Raw genomic sequence first — 15,463 nt, 5'->3', positions numbered from 1 at the left:
TCTACTCGGGGGTTTCGTCGAGCGCGTGGCCCACGAGGGCCAGGAGGGTCTCGATCACGGAGATCCGGCGACGCGCGTCCATGATCATGACAGGTATGTGGCGCGGGATGGTCAGTGCCTCCCGCACGTCCTCCGGCTCGAACAGCTCACTGCCGTCGAAGTGGTTGACCGCGACGACGTACGGCAGCCCGGAGCTCTCGAAGTAGTCCAGGACCGGGAAGCAGTCCTTCAGGCGGCGGGTGTCGGCGAGCACGACGGCGCCGATCGCGCCGCGCACGATGTCGTCCCACATGAACCAGAACCGCTGCTGGCCCGGCGTGCCGAACAGGTAGAGCACCAGGTCGTCGTCGAGCGTGATGCGCCCGAAGTCCATGGCCACGGTGGTGGTGGACTTGCCCGGCGTGGCCGTGAGGTCGTCGGTCGCCTCGCTCGCCTCGGTCATCAGCGCCTCGGTCTGGAGGGGCGTGATCTCCGAGACGGCGGTGACCAGCGTGGTCTTGCCCACGCCGAAGCCGCCCGCCACCACGATCTTCGTGGCTATGGGGGCCCGGGTGCGGTCCGTCTCCCAGGCGTGCATGCTGTCGTCCGGCCGGTCGAACGGGGAGGAACCAGCAACGCCGTGAGCGGCGTCAGAGACGACGGAGTCCACTCAGCACCCTTTCCAGCAGAGCCCGGTCCGGGCGGCCCGTGCCGTGGCCGGTGCCCGTTCCGTACACACGGATCTTTCCCTGGTCCGCGAGGTCGCTCAGGAGTACGCGGACCACGCCGAGCGGCATCTTCAGCAGCGCGGCGATCTCGGCCACCGTACGCATGCGGCGGCACAGTTCGACGATGGCCCGCAGCTCCGGCATCACGCGGGTGGAGAGGTGGCCGTTCGTCAGTTCCCTGCGCTCCTCGGGGGCGTCGAGCGCAGCCGTGCTCGCCACGAACGTCTCCACGAGGAGCACGTGGCCGAAGCGGGTGCGGCCGCCGGTGAGCGAGTAGGGGCGGACCCGGGCGGGTTTGCGGTCGCCGCCGCGGACGGGCAGATGCTGCTTCGGCCTACTGCTCATCGGGCACTCCCCGCCGTCTGGGAATCCTCCAGGGATTTACGGAGCTCGCTGCGGAGTTCGGGCGTCAGTACGTGGCCGGCGCGGCCGACGAACAGGGCCATGTGGTACGCCACGACGCTCATGTCGCAGTCCGCGGAGCCGTGGACGCCGAGCAGCGAGCCGTCGCTGATCGACATCACGAACAGGCTGCCCTCGTCCATCGCGACCATCGTGTGCCGGACCCCGCCGAAGTCCATCAGCCGGGCGGCGCCGACGGTGAGGCTGCCGATGCCGGACACGATGGTGGCCAGGTCGGCGGCGGAGCCGCGTGGGCCGGTCCGCTTGGTCCCGCGGGCCTGGAGGGCCTCCCTCGCCTCCTTGTTGCGGTGGTCGTCGGAGGACAGCAGGAGCAGCCCGTCGGAGGAGACCACCGCGACGGAGAGGATGCCGGGTACCTCCTCGACGAGGTTGGTCAGCAGCCAGTGCAGGTTGCGGGCCTCACTGCTCAGTCCGATCAGTCCGAAGGTACTGGGCGCGGTCAACTGCTTGCCTCCTCGACTGTGCCCCCCGTGGATTCTCCGGATCCAGCTGGTCGTGCAGTGCCGGTGGCCGGCCGCTGGTGCGAGGCCGTCCTCTCGGCGATCTCCGCCTCCACGTCGCGGTAGCCGGCCTGGGCGCCCTGGCGGAACCCGCCGAGTCGGCGGCGCAGGGCGTCGGCATCGACGGAGCCGCTGCGCTGACGCGGGGCGGTGGTCTGTGCGGTGATCTTCGGGGTGCGCTTGGGGAGGCCCTTGTCGGTGACGCGGTCCTCCTCCTCGTCGGGCGCGCGTTCGTGCTCCGGGCTGCCGCCCTCGTCCGCGACGCTCCCCGCGTCGGGCACGGACGGGCCGTGCGATATGTCCTCGCCGTCACCGGCCACGGCGTTATGCCCGACCGGGTCCGGCTCCCCCGGCTGCACGGGAATCAGCAGCTCCATCGTGGTCTCCGCGAGGGATTCCACGGGCGCCGCGGCGTCGTCCGGCTCGGCGGGTACCGGCGGGTCGGCGGGGGTGGCGGGTGCACTGGGCGCGGCGGGGGGCGCCGGATCGGCGTGTGCGGCCGGATCGGCAGGCGTCGCCGAGTCGGCAGGCGTCGCCGAGTCGGCGTGTACGTCCGATGCGGCGGGCGTCGCCGGGTCGGCGTGTGCCGCCGGATCTGCGGATGCGACCAGGTCGGTCGGTGCCGCCGGCCCGGTGGGCGCCGCAGGGTCGATGTGGACGGGCAGCTCGGCGGACGCCGGCCGTTCCACCGACGTCGACGGTTCGGCGGGCGCGACCAGCCCGTCGTGCGCGGACTGTTCGACGGGTGCCCCCGGCTCGGCAGGCGCTGCCGGGCCCGCGGGCGCGGACAGGTCGTGGTGCGTCGAGGGTCCGGCGGGCGTCGTGGAAGCCGTCGCCCCGGCCGGTTCCGCCTCGGGCGTGTCGGTGGCTCCCCCGGCCTCGTCCTGGCGGACCGCCTTCTCCGCCAGGGCCACCAGCGGGTCGTCGCCGGCCGCGCGGCCGGGCAGGACGTTGGAGTTGGCCTCGGCGTCGGCGCCCGGGAAGGACACGGAGTGGGCCGTGCCGGCGACGGGGCCGGAGGTGGGGACGGCCACGGCCGGGGCGGCGGCGAGGAGCGTGCGGGGCAGGACGACGACGGCCGCGACACCGCCCTGCTTCTGCTCGCGCAACTGCACGCGCACGCCGTGGCGGTGGGCGAGCCGGGCCACGACGTACAGGCCGAGGCCGAGACCGTCCTCGCCCTCCTGGTCGTAGGGGGCCTCGGGGTCGAAGTCGGTGAGGCGGGAGTTGAGGCGTTCCAGCCGGTCCTCGGCCATGCCGATGCCCTCGTCCTGGACGGAGAGCATGACCTCGCCGTTCTCCAGCAGCCAGCCGGAGATCTCGACCGGCAGGTCCGGCGGGGAGAACGCGGTGGCGTTCTCCATGAGTTCGGCCAGCAGGTGGGAGAGGTCGTCCGCGGCGAACCCGGCGATGTGCGCGTGCGGCGGCAGCGCGGCGATCCGGACCCGCTCGTAGCGCTCGATCTCGCTCACCGCGGCGCGGACGACGTCCACCAGCGGCACCGGTCCGGCGGCGTGCTGGACGTGCTCGGTACCGGCGAGGACCAGCAGGTTCTCGCTGTGCCGGCGCATGACCGTGGCGAAGTGGTCGAGCTTGAACAGCGTGGCGAGCCGGTCCGGGTCCTGCTCGCGCTCCTCCAGGTTCTCGATGACGGCCAGCTGCCGCTCGACGAGACCGAGGGTGCGCAGGGCGAGGTTGACGAACGTCCCGCCGATGGCCGTGCGCAGCCGCTCCAGCTGGGCGGCGGACTCGGCGAGTTCGCCGCGCAGTTCCTCGCGCGCGTCGGCCATCTTCTGGCGCTGGCCGACCAGGTGCTTGCGGTCGGACTCCAGGGTGGTGATCCGCTCGGTGAGGGCGGCCGCGTGCGCGTGCAGGGCGTTGACGGAGCGGACGGCCTGGGCGAACTCGTCGTTGCGGCCGGTGAACTTCACCGGCTCCTCGGCCGCCGGGTCCTCGGCCTCGGCGAGGCGCTTCGACCCCAGGCGCAGGACCGCGAGCGGCCGGGTGAGGCTGCGGGCCATGCCCGTGGCGACGCCGACGGCGAGCAGCATGAGCGCGCCGAGGACGGCGACGCGGATCTCCAGCGCGGTGACGTCGTCGTCGCGCAGCGCCTCCAGGTCCTTGGTGCGCCGGTCGTAGAGGGCCGACTCCACGCCGCGCATCAGGTCGACCCGGGCGGACAGGGCCGCGTCCAGCCTCTTGGTGCTGGTGGCGAGGTCGCTGCGGGAGAGCGTCGGCTGGTCGGTCAGGGTGGCGAGGTACTGGTCGGCGGAGTTGACCTCGCTGCCGGTGACGGTGGAGTCGAAGGAGGCGCGGGCCGGCTTGGGCGCCGTGCCGCGGAAGTCGGCCAGGGCCGCGTCGGAACGCAGCCGGGCCTGCTGGGCGGCGGCACTCAGGGCGTCGCGCTGCCGGGTGTCGGCGTCCGAGGAGGCGGAGGTCTCGGTCGGCAGGCCGGTGACGGGGTCGGTGACCGTCTCCGTGCTGCGCGGCACGCTCAGCGCGGCGAGCAGCAGCCCGCGGGCCGAGGCGGCCTGCTGGACGGCGGAGTCCAGCTCGGCCAGCGCGTACGAGCCGGAGCCGGCGCGCGGCGGCGTCTGCTGCGCCAGCTGCTCGGCGAGCCCGTGGAGCCCGGTGATGGCGGCGGAGTACGCCTGGTGCGCTTCGAGGGCGCTGCTCTTGCCGGTGAGCGCCGCCCTGCGCACGGACGCTATGCCGTCGAGGTCGGAGCGCAGTGAGGCGGGCGTGTCGGTATCGGAGCGCAGCTCCTCGACCTGCCGGTCCACCCGGGCGCTGTGCTGCTCGGACGGCGCCTTGGACTTGGGGCGCCCGGCGGCGATGTAGGAGGTGACGTCGTCCCGCTCGTCGGCGAGGGAGTGCGCGAGGGCGAGGGCGTCCTGCGTCTGCTCCGCGAGCGTCACCAGTTCCTGGGTGTCGTGGAGTTGCCCGGAGGCGGCGATGACGGAGGGCGCGCCGGCTCCGGCGATGGCCGCGGCCACCACGGCCACGGCGACGATCAGCCGGTTGCGTACGTGGGTGGGGCGTCCCTTGCCGGTGGGGGGCGTCGGCTCAGCACCCTGAACGGGGGCCGTCTGCTTGCCTGTGCGACGAGGCCGCGTCTTCTGCACCGGTGCTCGCATTCCTGACTCGTGAACCCTTGGGCCCGGATGACGCTCCGTCAACTGGTGCGTACTCCCGGTACACTTCCGACCCTCCCAGCGCCGGTGGGCAGCGCACGCGCATCACCTGACCCGCCACCCGAAGGAGTGAACCCCGGACCGGAGTTGAGGGGCAAGTTCCGCAGGCCCGGACAGCGACCTTGCGCGGCACGCCGGTTGGACGCCGGAGACGGCCGGTGGCAGTATTCGCCACCACGTCTTCCCGGAACAAATCATTCCAGCCCAAACCCGGCGTCTGACCTGCGCGACTGCGCCGATACGGCAACCGTTGGCGGCCTTTTGCGGACCTTGTGAAGGGCTCGTGCAGACTGGCCGGATGCGTACTGAACTCGCCTCGGAGCCGGGAGACGCCGACCGCCCCAACGAGGACTTCGCCAGTGTCGGACTACCGGCCTCGGGGCAGGGCGGTTCGGTGGTCGTCCTGGACGGGGTCACGCCACCGCAGACCGGGACGGGCTGTCTGCATTCCGTCCCCTGGTTCACGGCGCGCCTCGGTGGCGCACTGACCGAACTGACCGTTTCACTCCCGGATGTTCCTCTCGTCGACGCCCTGTCCCGCGCCATCGCGCGTACCTCCGGGGCGCACGCCGCAACCTGTGACCTTTCTCACCCTCGAACTCCTCAGGCCACGGTGGTCGTGACCCGCTGGAATCCGGACACCGTGGAGTATCTGGTCCTGTCCGACTCCGCCCTCCTCCTGGAGTCCCCGGAGGGCGAGGTGACACCCGTCCTCGACGACCGGCTGGCCCTGCTCCCCCGCTCGGCGCTGGCGACGGACGCGCTGGTGGACTCCACGCTCCGCAACAGGGAGGGCGGTTTCTTCACGGCGGCGGCCGACCCCTCGGTGGCGGCCCGGGCGGTGACCGGAACCCTGCCCCGCGACCGGGTCCGTGCCCTGGCCGCGCTGACGGACGGCGCCTCCCGCTGGGTGGAACGGTTCGAGGAGGGCGACTGGACGGACTGCTTCCGCCTGATCCGCAAGGAGGGCCCGCAGGCCCTGGTGGACCGCGTCCGGACCCTGGAGCGGTCGGACACCGCCGCGACGTTCCTGGGCCGGAGCAAGCGGCACGACGACGCGACGGTCGTGTACGTCGAGTTCTAGGGTCGCGGCGTTCGCCCGGCCTACTTCTCCATGCCCCGGTTGAGCTGGTTCAGCAGCCGGGCCAGTTCCGTGACCTCGCGGGAGTCCCAGTCGGCCAGGCGGCCGGCGTACCGGGCGCGGCGGGCTTCCCGGACCCGGCGGACGCGGTCGTGGCCCTCCTGGGTGAGGGCGACGAGCCAGGCGCGCCCGTCGGCGGGGTCGGGCTCGCGCGCGACCAGCCCGAGTTCCTCCAGGGCGCGCAGCTGGCGGGACATCGTCGCCTTGCCGACCCCGATGTAGGCGGCGAGTTCGGTGGCCCGCTGCTTTCCGCACTCGTCCAGCCGGACCAGCAGGCCGTACGCGGACGACTCCAGGTCGGGGTGGACCTCGCGGGCCATCTCGCCCTGGCTGGCCCGGGCGCGCCGCAGCAACACGGTCAGCTCGCGCTCCAGTGCCAGGAAGGCGGGCTGATCCACACCGCTCGCGGCCACACCGGCGTCGCGGTGTCCGTCGTTGCCTTCCTCGTGCACGTCAGCCCCTGCCTCGGTCGTCGCCCGGCCCTGGGGGTCCGGTACTGGAATTTTCCGCCACCTGCCGCCCTCGCCGCAGTCCGGCAAGTATTCCGCAGGTCAACGGCGTCCGCGTACACAGGGTCACCACACGGTGAAGGCCCGGGCCTCCCTACAGGGACCCGGGCCTCCTCTCATCCGATGACCTCCGTCACGCGGCCACCGGAACCTCCGGCGTCACACCCGCGGTGGCGGGCGCGAGCGCCAGCTCCAGGACCTGGCGGACGTCGGTGACGGCGTGGACGTCGAGCTTGTCCAGCACCTCCGCCGGGACGTCGTCCAGGTCGGGCTCGTTGCGCTTGGGGATGATCACGGTGGTGACACCGGCCCGGTGCGCGGCGAGCAGCTTCTGCTTCACACCGCCGATCGGCAGCACCCGCCCGGTGAGCGAGACCTCGCCGGTCATCGCCACGTCCGTGCGGACCAGCCGGCCGGACAGCAGGGACGCGAGGGCCGTCGTCATCGTGATGCCCGCGCTCGGGCCGTCCTTGGGGACCGCGCCCGCCGGGAAGTGGATGTGCACACCCCGGTCCTTCAGATCCGCCACCGGCAGTTCGAGCTCGGCGCCGTGGGAGCGCAGGAAGCTCAGCGCGATCTGCGCGGACTCCTTCATCACGTCGCCCAGCTGACCGGTCAGCGTCAGCCCGGCCGCGCCCGTCTCCGGGTCGGCCAGCGACGCCTCGACGAACAGCACGTCACCGCCCGCTCCGGTCACCGCGAGCCCGGTCGCCACGCCCGGCACGGACGTCCGCCGCTCGGCCGGGTCCTGGGCGGACTCGGGCACGTGGTGCGGCCGGCCGATCAGGTCGCGCAGGTCCTCGTCCCGGACGGTGAACGGCAGCTTCCGCTCGCCCAGTTCGTGCTGGGCTGCGACCTTGCGCAGCAGCCGTGCGACGGACCGCTCCAGGGTGCGCACGCCCGCCTCGCGCGTGTACTCGCCGGCGAGCTTGCGCAAGGCGCTCTCGTCGATGGTCACCTCGTCCTCGCCGAGTCCGGCCCGCTCCAGCTGGCGCGGGAGCAGGTGGTCGCGGGCGATGACGACCTTCTCGTCCTCGGTGTAGCCGTCCAGGCGGACGATCTCCATGCGGTCGGCCAGCGCCTCCGGGATCGCCTCCAGCACGTTGGCGGTCGCGAGGAAGACGACGTCCGACAGGTCCAGCTCGACCTCCAGGTAGTGGTCCCGGAAGGTGTGGTTCTGCGCCGGGTCGAGCACTTCGAGGAGGGCGGCGGCCGGATCGCCCCGGAAGTCCGAGCCGACCTTGTCGATCTCGTCGAGCAGCACGACCGGGTTCATCGAACCGGCCTCCTTGATCGCCCGGACGATACGGCCCGGCAGGGCGCCGACGTAGGTGCGCCGGTGGCCCCGGACCTCGGCCTCGTCCCGTACGCCGCCGAGGGCGACGCGCACGAACGTGCGGCCCATGGCGTGGGCCACGGACTCGCCCAGGCTGGTCTTGCCGACGCCGGGCGGCCCGACGAGCGCGAGCACGGCACCGCCGCGCCGCCCGCCGACCACGCCGAGGCCCCGGTCGTCACGCCGCTTGCGCACCGCCAGGTACTCGGTGATCCGCTCCTTCACGTCCTCCAGGCCGGAGTGCTCGGCGTCCAGGACGGCCTGGGCGCCCCGGATGTCGTAGGCGTCCTCGGTGCGCTCGTTCCACGGCATCTCCAGGACCGTGTCGAGCCAGGTGCGGATCCAGGAGCCCTCGGGCGACTGGTCGGAGGACCGCTCCAGCTTGTCGACCTCCTTGAGGGCGGCCTCGCGGACCTTCTCGGGGAGGTCGGCGGCCTCCACCCGGGCGCGGTAGTCGTCGGACTCCTCGCCCTCCTGCTCGCCGTTCAGCTCGCGCAGCTCCTTGCGGACGGCTTCGAGCTGTCGCCGCAGCAGGAACTCGCGCTGCTGCTTGTCGACGCCCTCCTGGACGTCCTTGGCGATGGTCTCGGCCACGTCCTGCTCGGCGAGGTGGTCGCGCAGCTGCTGGGTGGCGAGCCTGAGCCGGGCCACCGGGTCGGTGGTCTCCAGCAGTTCGACCTTCTGGTCGGTGGTCAGGAACGGCGAGTAGCCGGAGTTGTCGGCGAGCGCCGAGACGTCGTCGATGGCCTGGACCCGGTCGACGACCTGCCACGCGCCGCGCTTGCGCAGCCAGGCGGTGGCGAGGGCCTTGTACTCCTTGACCAGTTCGGCGACATGCCCGGGCAGCGGGTCCGCGGCGGTGTCGTCCACGCGGGTCCCCTCGACCCAGAGTGCGGCGCCGGGGCCGGTCGTACCCGCGCCGATGCGCACCCGGCTCCGGCCGCGGATCAGGGCGCCCGGGTCGCCGTCGGCGAGCCGGCCGACCTGCTCGACGGTGCCGAGGACACCGGTGTTCGCGTAGGTCCCGTCGATGCGTGGCACCAGGAGTACCCGGGGCTTTCCGGGCGTTGACCGGGCAGCGGCCTGAGCGGCCTCCACCGCGGCACGGACCTCGGAGTCGCTCAGGTCCAGCGGGACCACCATCCCGGGCAGCACGACCTCGCCGTCGAGCGGCAGCACGGGCAGGGTGAGCGGTGTGGACGTCGAAGCCATGATCTCCCCTTCGGCAGTCAAGTTGAGCTATGCCGACTCAATGCTCGGGAGCGCCCGGATGTTCCCCACCCGCCGTTCGCTGTCAGCGATCACCCGTGACACCGAGAACGGGAGAGCGCGTAAGGTCCGGTAAGTAATAGGCGATCGGGCTTTACGATCATTACAGGGGGATGGGTTGGACGAGACCGTGCAGGCGTGGGTGAACGGATGGGTCGTGTCCCGCGGGGCCGCTCCGCCCGTGCCGGAGCCGTGGGGCTGGACCATCGACATGGGGATGCCGGAGCACGTCACGCGGCACGTGTTCGGCGCGACGGGCGACGGCCTCGACGAGACGACCGTCCGCAAGGTGGCCGGTGCCGTCACCGGACAGGGCGTGTGGCTGAAGGCCTTCCGGGACCCGTCGGTGGTCTCCCGCTGGCTGGACGACAACTGGTGGATCGACCCCGAGCCGGGCTACCTGATGACGATTGCGCTGACGGCCGGGGGCGTTCCGGCCGCCCCCGCGGGCTACCGGCTGCGCACCTGGTCGCGCGGCGGGGTGACCCGCGTGATGGTGGCCGCGCCGGACGGGTCCCTGGCGGCGCGCGGGCAGATCAGCCCGACGGGCGAGACCGCCGTCGTCGACCAGATCGAGACGGCCCCCGGACACCGCCGCAAAGGCATGGGCAGCCTCGTCATGCGGACACTTCAGGACGTCGCCGTCCGGCAGGGAGCGCGGACCGGTGTCCTGACCGGGACGCCCGCGGGGCGAGGGCTCTACGAGGCGCTGGGCTGGACGGTCGTGGCCCTGCTGACCAGCGCCAAGTACGAGCCGCCTGCCGCCACCCGGACCTGAAGGGCCTGGTGCTCACCCCCCGACCCGGACCTGAAGGGCCTCGTACTCAGGCCAGACCCGAAGGGCCTCGTACTCACCCCCCACCCGAACTCGAAGGACCTCGTACTCACCCCCCGGCCGGAGCGAGCCGCGCGGCGTACCAGCGCCGGACCACCGGCCAGGTCGCGATGCCGATGCCCAGGGCGATGAGGTGCCCCCAGTTCGTCATGGGGTCGGTGAAGGCCAGCAGGTCCTGGAGGAGCATCCAGCCGAAGGCGGTCAGCAGCGGCAGGCGCAGCCAGAGCGGCAGCAGACCGGCCAGGGCGCCGATTCCGGCGGCGACGCCGAAGCTGACGCCGTAGTCGAGGCGGTGCAGGGAGCTGCCGGGGAGGTGCCCGGCCAGCACCGCGAGCCCCACGGGCACCTCGGTCGCGAGGGTGGCGAGGACGTGCCCGAGCAGGAAGACACCGGCCGTGCGCAGACTCCCGATCCGCCGTTCCAGCGCGGTCAGGACCAGCACGAAGGCGATGGCGAAGGGCGAGGTCACCCCGCCCGCGACCCACAGCGCGCTGCCGATCAGCACCAGTTCCGGCGAGCGCACCAGGTGCGCCACGTCCGTGCTGGAGCCCTGGAGCAGCGCGTGCACCAGGGCCGGGTCCGCGTGGGCGGAGATCAGCGAGGTGAGGCAGAGGAGGGTGGCGTATCCGAAGGTGAACGGCGTTCCCGCGGGGGTGGGCAGCAGCCGCCAGGGGCGGAGCGCCCGCAGTCGGGGCACCGCCGCCGGGACGGGCTCCCGTACTACCGCGTCCACTCCCGCGTCCGCCGTCTCGTACGGGCCCCGCTGCCGCGGCAGTCCGTCCAGCAGCCCCGACACGTCGGTCACGGGCGGTTCCGGCGGGGCCGTCCCGTGGGGCGGCGCGGTCCGTTCCACAGCGGGCGCTCCTTCCGTCGGGTCCCAGCCTTCGCCCCGGACACCCCGCTGTCTGTGATCCGCGCCACGCGAGAGCCGATTCACAGCAACCCGAAAGCCTCGCCCCGCGTCCCGCCCGGGCCGCGGGGAAATGCCGGGCGCCGCATCCCCTCCCCTGCCAGGATGCCCCCATGCCTACCCCGTACGACATTCCCGTTGTCCTGGACCGCCGCGAGGGGCCGCACGGCGAGGTGGTGCTGCGCCGGCACGGCGACCGGCTGGAGATCATCGCCAACGGCTGTTTCCTGATGGACACCTCCGACGGCCGCTCGGAGCGGCGGCTGGTCGACGCGGCACTGGACGCCCTGGACGGCCGGGACCGTCCCGACGTCCTGATCGGCGGACTCGGCGTCGGCTTCTCCCTCGCCCACGCCGCTGCGGACCCGCGCTGGGGACGGATCACGGTGGTGGAACGCGAGCACGCGATCGTCGCCTGGCATCGCGACGGCCCGCTCTCCGCGCTCTCCGCAAGGGCCCTGAGCGACCCCCGCACGGACATCGTCGAGACCGATCTCGTCGCACACGTCAATGAGACATCGGACACGTACGACGCCCTGTGCCTCGACATCGACAACGGGCCGGACTGGACCGTCACGGACGGCAACGGAGATCTCTACCGGGAAGCCGGACTGGCAAGCTGTGCAAGGGTGTTGAGGCCGGGCGGGGTTCTCGCCGTCTGGTCCGCCCAGCCGTCCCCGGAGTTCGAGGAAACCTTGCAGAATGCCGGGTTCCAGCAGGTGCGTACCGAAGAGATCCCGGTTGCCCGGGGCGTTCCGGACGTCGTGCACCTCGCCATCAGCCCTGGATAGCAAAGGCGTACTGACTCCCCGTACGCTGCTCCCCTGACGCCGATCATTCAAGCGTCAATCGCAACCATGCGCAGGCATAGCCAGTCAGAAGGAATCACCCCACTGATTCCGGAAAGCACACCCCAGGGGCGGGCGATGGAGCAGACACAGACCTCCCACAACGGTTCGGCGACGGCTACTCCGGGCGCACAGCGCCGGGTCCTGGTGGTCGAGGACGACGCGACGATCGTGGACGCCATCGCGACCCGCCTGCGGGCCGAGGGATTCCTCGTGCAAACGGCGGGTGACGGCCCGGCAGCCGTCGACACGGCCGAGGCGTGGCAGCCGGACCTGCTGATTCTCGACATCATGCTGCCCGGCTTCGACGGTCTGGAGGTCTGCCGGCGCGTGCAGGCCGCCCGCCCGGTGCCGGTGATGATGCTCACCGCGCGCGACGACGAGACCGACATGCTGGTCGGTCTCGGGGTCGGCGCCGACGACTACATGACGAAGCCGTTCTCGATGCGGGAGCTGGCGGCGCGCGTGCACGTGCTGCTGCGCCGGGTGGAGCGGGCCGCGATCGCGGCGGCCACCCCCCGCTCGGGCATCCTGCGTCTCGGCGAGCTGGAGATCGACCACGCGCAGCGCCGGGTCCGGGTGCGCAGCGAGGACGTCCACCTCACGCCCACCGAGTTCGATCTGCTGGTGTGCCTCGCGAACACCCCGCGCGCGGTGCTCTCCCGTGAGCAGCTGCTCGCCGAAGTCTGGGACTGGGCGGACGCCTCCGGTACCCGCACGGTCGACAGCCACATCAAGGCGCTGCGCCGGAAGATCGGCGCCGAGCGGATCCGCACGGTGCACGGCGTGGGTTACGCCCTGGAGACCCCGACGCCATGAGCGGCGGGCCGGCCGCACGGAGAAACCCCGGGGGCAACCCCTGGGGCGGGGTGAGCCCCTTTTCGATCAAGACCAAGCTGGGCGCGCTGGTCGTCATCTCGGTGCTGATCACCACGGGACTGTCGGTGATCGCGGTGCACACGAAGACGGAGCTGCGCTTCATCACGGTCTTCTCGATGATCGCCACGCTTCTCATTACGCAGTTCGTGGCGCATTCGCTCACCGCGCCGCTGGACGAGATGACGGCGGTGGCCCGTTCCATCTCGCAGGGCGACTACACCCGCCGCACGCGGGAGAACCGCCGTGACGAACTGGGCGACCTGGCCGTGACGATCAATGCCATGGCCGACGAGCTGGAGGCCCAGGACAGCCAGCGCAAGGAGCTGGTGGCGAACGTCTCGCACGAGCTGCGCACCCCCATCGCGGGACTGCGCGCGGTGCTGGAGAACATCGTCGACGGGGTCACACAGGCCGACCCGGAGACCATGCGTACGGCGCTGAAGCAGACCGAGCGCCTCGGCCGGCTGGTGGAGACGCTGCTGGACCTGTCGCGCCTGGACAACGGCGTCGTCCCGCTGAAACAGCGGCGGTTCGAGGTGTGGCCGTATCTGTCGGGCGTGCTCAAGGAGGCCAACATGGTGGCCTCGGTGCGCGCCGGGATCGCCACCGGTTCGGGCAGCCACACCCGTACGGACGTCCATCTGCACCTCGACGTCCACCCACCGGAGTTGACCGCGCACGCGGACCCGGAGCGCATCCACCAGGTCGTCGCCAACCTCATCGACAACGCGGTCAAGCACAGCCCGCCGCACGGCCGGGTGACGGTCAAGGCGCGGCGCGGCCCGCTGCCGGAGTCGCTGGAGCTGGAGGTCCTGGACGAGGGCCCCGGCATTCCGAAGTCCGAGTGGCACCGCGTCTTCGAGCGGTTCAACCGCGGCAGCGCCAAACGGCCGCAGGGGCCGGGCAGCGACGGCGGCACAGGCCTCGGCCTGGCGATCGCCCGCTGGGCGGTGGACCTGCACGGGGGCCGGATCGGAGTGGCCGAATCCGAGCGGGGTTGCCGGATTCTTGTCACTCTTCCGGGACTGTCATCTGTGCCAAGTTGACGTAAAGTTCGAAGCGGAGCCACAAGATCCACGGGCGTCCGTGCTGACGGACACGTGTGATCAGGCACAGGCCCGCGCCATCGGCGCCCGGGGCCCTGCCGAGCCCTTCCCTCATGAAGCGGAACCACGCTTGTTTCCCGCCATTTCAAGCCCCGAAACGCCGTTCCAGATGTGACTTGCACGACGTTGCACCGGCCCGGCCTGACCTTCCCCGTCGGAGGGGCGTAGCCTTGATTCCCGCTGTCCATCATCTTGTGAAGCGGAAGAGGGCGGTTGCCGCCGTGTCGCCACAGTCCCCCAGTAACTCGAGCATCTCGACCGACACCGACCAAGCGGGGAAGAACCCCGCCGCGTCGTTCGGTGCCAACGAGTGGCTCGTCGACGAGATCTATCAGCAGTACCTCCAGGACCCGAATTCCGTAGACCGAGCCTGGTGGGACTTCTTCGCCGACTACAAGCCGGGGGCGGCTGCCGCCTCGGCTCCGGCGGGTACCGCGGCCGCGGGGGCCGCGGGGACCACCACCGCTCCCGCGGCCGCTCCGGCCGCTCCCGCGCAGGCGCCCGCCCCGGCCGCCGAGAAGCCCGCCGCCGCTCCGGCGCCCGCCCCGGCTCCGGCCCCGGCGAAGCCCGCCGCGCAGGCCCCGGCCCAGGCCGCCGCTCCGGCGCAGGCCGCCCCGGCCGCGAAGCCCGCCGCCAAGCCGGCCGCGGCCCCGAAGAAGGCCGAGCCCGCCGCCGAGGCCCCCTCAGGCCCCGAGCAGGTCGTGCTGCGCGGCCCCGCCGCCGCGGTCGCGAAGAACATGAACGCCTCGCTGGAGGTGCCCACGGCCACGTCCGTGCGCGCGGTCCCGGTGAAGCTGCTGTTCGACAACCGCATCGTCATCAACAACCACCTGAAGCGCGCCCGGGGCGGGAAGATCTCCTTCACGCACCTGATCGGCTACGCGATGGTGCAGGCCATCAAGGCCATGCCGTCGATGAACTACTCCTTCGCGGAGAAGGACGGCAAGCCGACCCTGGTCAAGCCGGAGCACGTCAACTTCGGCCTCGCCATCGACCTGGTCAAGCCCAACGGCGACCGCCAGCTCGTGGTCGCGGGCATCAAGAAGGCCGAGACGCTGAACTTCTTCGAGTTCTGGCAGGCCTACGAGGACATCGTCCGCCGCGCCCGCGACGGCAAGCTGGGCATGGACGACTTCACCGGTGTGACGGTCTCCCTGACCAACCCCGGCGGCCTCGGCACCGTCCACTCCGTGCCGCGTCTGATGCCCGGCCAGTCGGTGATCATGGGCGTCGGCTCCATGGACTACCCCGCGGAGTTCCAGGGCACCTCCCAGGACACCCTGAACAAGCTCGGCATCTCGAAGGTCATGACGCTCACGTCGACCTACGACCACCGGGTCATCCAGGGCGCCGCCTCCGGCGAGTTCCTGCGGATCGTCGCGAACCTGCTGCTCGGTGAGAACGGCTTCTACGACGACATCTTCGAGGCGCTGCGCATCCCCTACGAGCCGGTCCGCTGGCTCAAGGACATCGACGCCAGCCACGACGACGACGTCACCAAGGCCGCCCGCGTCTTCGAGCTGATCCACTCCTACCGGGTCCGCGGCCACGTCATGGCCGACACCGACCCGCTGGAGTACCAGCAGCGCAAGCACCCCGACCTGGACATCACCGAGCACGGCCTCACGCTCTGGGACCTGGAGCGCGAGTTCGCCGTCGGCGGCTTCGCCGGCAAGTCGATGATGAAGCTGCGCGACATCCTCGGCGTCCTGCGCGACTCGTACTGCCGCACCACCGGCATCGAGTTCATGCACATCCAGGACCCCAAGCAGCGCAAGTGGATCCAGGACCGCGTGGAGCGCCCGC

The 15,463-nt window shown here is 71.9% G+C and carries 13 protein-coding genes; 6 read left to right on the top strand and 7 right to left on the bottom strand.

Features of this window, described 5'->3' with window-relative positions:
* Nucleotide 1 precedes the first annotated feature (1 nt).
* Genes AB0E85_RS21790 through AB0E85_RS21775 form a run of 4 tightly spaced genes read right to left on the bottom strand, consistent with a single transcriptional unit; the run spans nt 2 to nt 4,755 of the window.
* Nucleotides 2-649 carry an ATP/GTP-binding protein gene (locus AB0E85_RS21790; RefSeq protein ID WP_361929587.1) on the bottom strand — a complete coding sequence of 216 codons (648 nt, stop codon included), beginning with the start codon at nt 647-649 and terminating at the stop codon, nt 2-4.
* Complete coding sequence (locus AB0E85_RS21785) at nt 630-1,052, bottom strand: DUF742 domain-containing protein (RefSeq protein WP_361929584.1); 423 nt, start codon at nt 1,050-1,052, stop codon at nt 630-632. Before AB0E85_RS21785 ends, AB0E85_RS21790 begins: the two co-directional genes overlap by 20 nt.
* Complete coding sequence (locus AB0E85_RS21780; RefSeq protein WP_361929582.1) at nt 1,049-1,573, bottom strand: roadblock/LC7 domain-containing protein; 525 nt, start codon at nt 1,571-1,573, stop codon at nt 1,049-1,051. Before AB0E85_RS21780 ends, AB0E85_RS21785 begins: the two co-directional genes overlap by 4 nt.
* Complete coding sequence (locus AB0E85_RS21775; protein ID WP_361929580.1) at nt 1,570-4,755, bottom strand: nitrate- and nitrite sensing domain-containing protein; 3,186 nt, start codon at nt 4,753-4,755, stop codon at nt 1,570-1,572. Before AB0E85_RS21775 ends, AB0E85_RS21780 begins: the two co-directional genes overlap by 4 nt.
* 367 nt (nt 4,756-5,122) lie before the next feature.
* On the opposite strand from AB0E85_RS21775, the gene AB0E85_RS21770 reads away from it, so the two are divergent.
* Nucleotides 5,123-5,908 (top strand): protein phosphatase 2C domain-containing protein, encoded by a 786-nt coding sequence (locus AB0E85_RS21770; protein WP_361929577.1) that lies wholly within the window; start codon nt 5,123-5,125, stop codon nt 5,906-5,908.
* A gap of 20 nt (nt 5,909-5,928) precedes the next feature.
* Here AB0E85_RS21770 and AB0E85_RS21765 read toward each other — a convergent pair whose 3' ends face one another.
* Together AB0E85_RS21765 and lon are read right to left on the bottom strand one after the other, a co-directional pair.
* On the bottom strand, nt 5,929-6,417 hold the full coding sequence (locus AB0E85_RS21765) for a MarR family transcriptional regulator (RefSeq protein ID WP_062929039.1): 489 nt from the start codon (nt 6,415-6,417) through the stop codon (nt 5,929-5,931).
* Nucleotides 6,418-6,607: 190 nt separating this feature from the next.
* Nucleotides 6,608-9,022 (bottom strand): endopeptidase La, encoded by a 2,415-nt coding sequence (gene lon / locus AB0E85_RS21760; protein ID WP_361929574.1) that lies wholly within the window; start codon nt 9,020-9,022, stop codon nt 6,608-6,610.
* A gap of 175 nt (nt 9,023-9,197) precedes the next feature.
* Here lon and AB0E85_RS21755 point away from each other — a divergent pair, with 175 nt between their 5' ends.
* Complete coding sequence (locus AB0E85_RS21755; protein ID WP_361929571.1) at nt 9,198-9,857, top strand: GNAT family N-acetyltransferase; 660 nt, start codon at nt 9,198-9,200, stop codon at nt 9,855-9,857.
* 106 nt (nt 9,858-9,963) lie between these two features.
* Here AB0E85_RS21755 and AB0E85_RS21750 read toward each other — a convergent pair whose 3' ends face one another.
* Entirely contained in the window at nt 9,964-10,767 is an 804-nt protein-coding gene (locus AB0E85_RS21750; RefSeq protein WP_361929569.1) for a rhomboid-like protein, read from the bottom strand.
* Between the two features lie 170 nt (nt 10,768-10,937).
* Between AB0E85_RS21750 and AB0E85_RS21745 the strand changes: the two genes are divergently transcribed.
* From AB0E85_RS21745 to AB0E85_RS21730, 4 genes are all read left to right on the top strand, one after another.
* Entirely contained in the window at nt 10,938-11,615 is a 678-nt protein-coding gene (locus AB0E85_RS21745; protein WP_361929566.1) for a spermidine synthase, read from the top strand.
* Between the two features lie 135 nt (nt 11,616-11,750).
* Nucleotides 11,751-12,491, top strand: a complete 741-nt coding sequence (locus tag AB0E85_RS21740; protein ID WP_030851757.1) for a response regulator transcription factor — start codon at nt 11,751-11,753, stop codon at nt 12,489-12,491.
* Nucleotides 12,488-13,597: a HAMP domain-containing sensor histidine kinase gene (locus tag AB0E85_RS21735; protein ID WP_361929563.1), complete on the top strand. Its 1,110-nt coding sequence runs from the start codon at nt 12,488-12,490 to the stop codon at nt 13,595-13,597. Before AB0E85_RS21740 ends, AB0E85_RS21735 begins: the two co-directional genes overlap by 4 nt.
* A 281-nt stretch (nt 13,598-13,878) precedes the next feature.
* The coding region (locus AB0E85_RS21730; RefSeq protein WP_361929560.1) for a 2-oxo acid dehydrogenase subunit E2 at nt 13,879-15,463 on the top strand (1,585 nt) is incomplete at its 3' end.

Source organism: Streptomyces sp. NPDC029044 (genome assembly GCF_040637495.1).
GTDB lineage: Bacteria > Actinomycetota > Actinomycetes > Streptomycetales > Streptomycetaceae > Streptomyces.
This window is presented reverse-complemented; position numbering and strand designations above follow the sequence as displayed.